Source organism: Pseudonocardia sp. SID8383, assembly GCF_009864975.1.
In the GTDB taxonomy this organism is placed as follows: Bacteria; Actinomycetota; Actinomycetes; order Mycobacteriales; family Pseudonocardiaceae; genus Pseudonocardia; species Pseudonocardia alni.
In genome coordinates, this window is the sequence record NZ_WWFY01000217.1 from 1 (window position 1) to 2,805 (window position 2,805).

The 2,805-nt window shown below is 75.0% G+C and carries 3 protein-coding genes; 2 read left to right on the forward strand and 1 reads right to left on the reverse strand.

What is annotated here, in order from left to right; all coding sequences use genetic code 11:
- Both nadC and GTW08_RS05355 read left to right on the forward strand, forming a co-directional pair.
- On the forward strand, positions 1-717 hold a 717-nt coding region (nadC, locus tag GTW08_RS05350; protein WP_161151496.1), incomplete at its 5' end, for a carboxylating nicotinate-nucleotide diphosphorylase.
- A gap of 120 nt (positions 718-837) precedes the next feature.
- Positions 838-2,364: a hypothetical protein gene (locus GTW08_RS05355; protein WP_139282667.1), complete on the forward strand. Its 1,527-nt coding sequence runs from the start codon at positions 838-840 to the stop codon at positions 2,362-2,364.
- 9 nt (positions 2,365-2,373) lie between these two features.
- Here GTW08_RS05355 and GTW08_RS05360 read toward each other — a convergent pair.
- Positions 2,374-2,805, reverse strand: a 432-nt coding sequence (locus GTW08_RS05360; RefSeq protein WP_161151497.1) for a DNA glycosylase AlkZ-like family protein, incomplete at its 5' end; no start/stop codon positions are given.

The following is a 2,805-nucleotide window of genomic DNA, read 5'->3' on the forward strand; positions in this document are numbered from 1 at the left end:
GACGGCGTGCTCGCCGGGGCCCCGGCCGCGCGCGCCGTGCTCGACGAGGTGCTGGGGGCGGGCGGCTATGCGGTGCTCGCCGAGGCCGCCGACGGTGACCGGCTCACCGCCGGCGCCCCGGCACTCACCGTGCGGGCCCCCGTGCGTGGGTTGCTCACCGCCGAGCGCACGGCGCTGAACCTGCTCACCCACCTGTCCGGGGTCGCGACGGCCACCCGCGCCTGGGTGGACGCCGTCGCGGGCACCGGCGCCCGGATCCGGGACACCCGCAAGACCCTGCCGGGCCTGCGGCTGCTGGAGAAGTACGCCGTGCGGTGCGGCGGCGGGGTGAACCACCGGCTCGGCCTGGGCGACGCGGTGCTGGTCAAGGACAACCACGTCGCCGCCGCGGGGTCGGTGTCCGCCGCACTGACCGCGGCCCGGGAGCTGGCGCCGGACCTGCCGTGCGAGGTGGAGGTCGACTCGCTCGACCAGCTCGACGAGGTCCTCGCGCTCGGCGCCGAGCTGGTCCTGCTCGACAACTTCACCGTCGCGCAGACCGCCGAGGCGGTGCGCCGGCGCGGCGCCGGACCGACGCTGCTGGAGTCCTCGGGCGGGCTGTCGCTCGACGTCGCGCGGGACTACGCGGCGACCGGGGTGGACTTCCTGGCCGTGGGCGGGCTGACCCACTCGGTGATCGCGCTCGACCTGGGGCTGGACCTCGTTCCCGGATCCTGACGAACGACCTCGCGGTGACTCTGCGTCACGGAACGTCGAGGTGGGACCACTGACGGGTACGGATCGCGGACACGTCGCGAACCACGTCCGTGATCTTGGGCGATGGTGTCACCATCCCGCATGGCCATCGCTCCCCCCGAGTTCGCCGGCCCGTTGCGGTACCGGACGGCAGCTGCACCGGCACGGCGCCGTCGCCGTCCGTTCCGGCCGCTCGTGCCGTCGGTGCCGTTGCTCGTGGCGGTGGGTGCGGGCGTCACCACGCTCGCGGTGTTCCCGCTGGTGTCCGGGGCGTTGGTTGACGACGCCTACATCACCCTCACCTACGCCCGGAACCTCGCGTTCCACGCGCACTGGGGGGTGAACCTCGACGGTGTCGCCCACACCGCGACCTCGCCGTTGAACGTGCTGCTGCTCGCGGCCGTGGCAGCGGTGGTGCGGCAACCGGTCGTGGCGGCGGGAGTCGTGTTCGCGCTCTGCGTCGCGGCGACGGGCTGGTGGGCGGTGCGGACCGCCTCCGTGCGGAGCTGGCCGGTGTGGACCGGGCCCGTGGCCGCGGCGGTCGTGCTGGTGAACCCGCTGCTGCTGTCCACCGTCGGGCTGGAAACCCACCTCGCGGTCGCGCTCCTGGTCGGGCTCTGCTGGGCGGCGACCGTGGGACGGCCCGGTGCGGCCGGGGTGCTGGGCGGGCTGCTCGTGCTCACCCGCCCGGATCTGGCCGTGGTCGTCGTTGCCGCGACGGCCGCGGTGCCGGCGCTGATGCGCCGGGCCCAGGTCGTGTTCGCCGCCGCGGCGGCGACCGCCCTGCCGTGGTTCGTGCTGGCCTGGATCCTCCTGGGGTCGGCGGTGCCCGACACGATGCTGTGGAAGGTGGGGGCGGACTGGGGTGGCACGACCGTCCTCAACGGTCTCGGTCTCTATCTCCGGGTGTTCCCCGTGGCGACCCCGCTCGCGCTGATCGGTCCGGTCGCCGGGGTGGTCGCCGGGGTGCTGTGGGTGTTCGCGCAGGGAGTGCGCGCGGTTCCCGCACTGGTGCTGGGCGCGGGTTCCGCCGCGCACCTGCTGGTTTTCTGCTTGCTCGGCACGGCGCCGTACCACTGGTACTACGGTCCCGCTGTCGGTGCGCTGTCGGTACTGGTCGTGTTCGCGCTCGCCGCGGTGTCCGGCTGGGCCTGGGCGCACGCGCCCGAGATCGCCCCGGTCGTGGTCCGCGCGGGGTGCGGGGCGGTCGTCCTGCTCGTGCTCCTCTCGGCGGGTTACGCGGGGCACGACGGGGCGCGCTGGCGGATCGCGCCGATCTCCACCAACCACGCGACGTCCGAGGAGTACGCACGGGTGGCGGGCGGGCTGCACGGCAAGGTCGTCAGCGCGGGGGAGGTCGGGGCGCTGGCCTTCTTCTGCGAGGACCGGTGCGCGATCGACGATCCGTTGTCCGAACGTGCCGCCCTGCTGGGGCGGGTCCGGGACCGGATCGACCGCTCGGGCCCTGTCCTGGGCGCCGTGCTGCGGGTCAACTACCTCTTCGTGCGCCCTGCTCGGTACACCCCCGGGACGAGCACGCTGGTGATGCGGCGTGGGACCTTTCCCGACGGGGTCGACGTCGCCACACCGTGGAGCGGAGCCGGCAACCTGGTCGTCCTCCCGCGGTGAGCACCCGGCTCACGGCCCCGCCAGCAGCTCCGACTGCACCGGGGCCGGGAAGCGGGCGGAGACCCGCGCCCCGCCCAGCAACGCCCGCAGGCGCTCCGCGGCGTCGTCGACCGCCCGGCGGGCGGCTGGGTCGACGTCGCCGAACAGCCGGGTCACGACGGCGCCGTCGGGCCGCTGCACCCAGGTCCCGGCGACGGCGCCGTCCACCCAGACCGCGGGGCCGCCGTTGCCGTTGCGGTCGAACAGCAGCGGTGCGTGCGCCGGGTCGAGGTACCAGCCGCGGGCCTTCCACCCCATCGTCGTCGGGTCCAGGCTCGGCAGCAGCGCCACCGACGGCCCGGGGTCGGCGACCGGGTCGAGGTCGTCGGGGAGCAGGTGACCGGTGCCGCCGTCGTCGAGCCCGACCTCGACGGCGCCGACGTCGGCCAGCGCGGTGCGGGT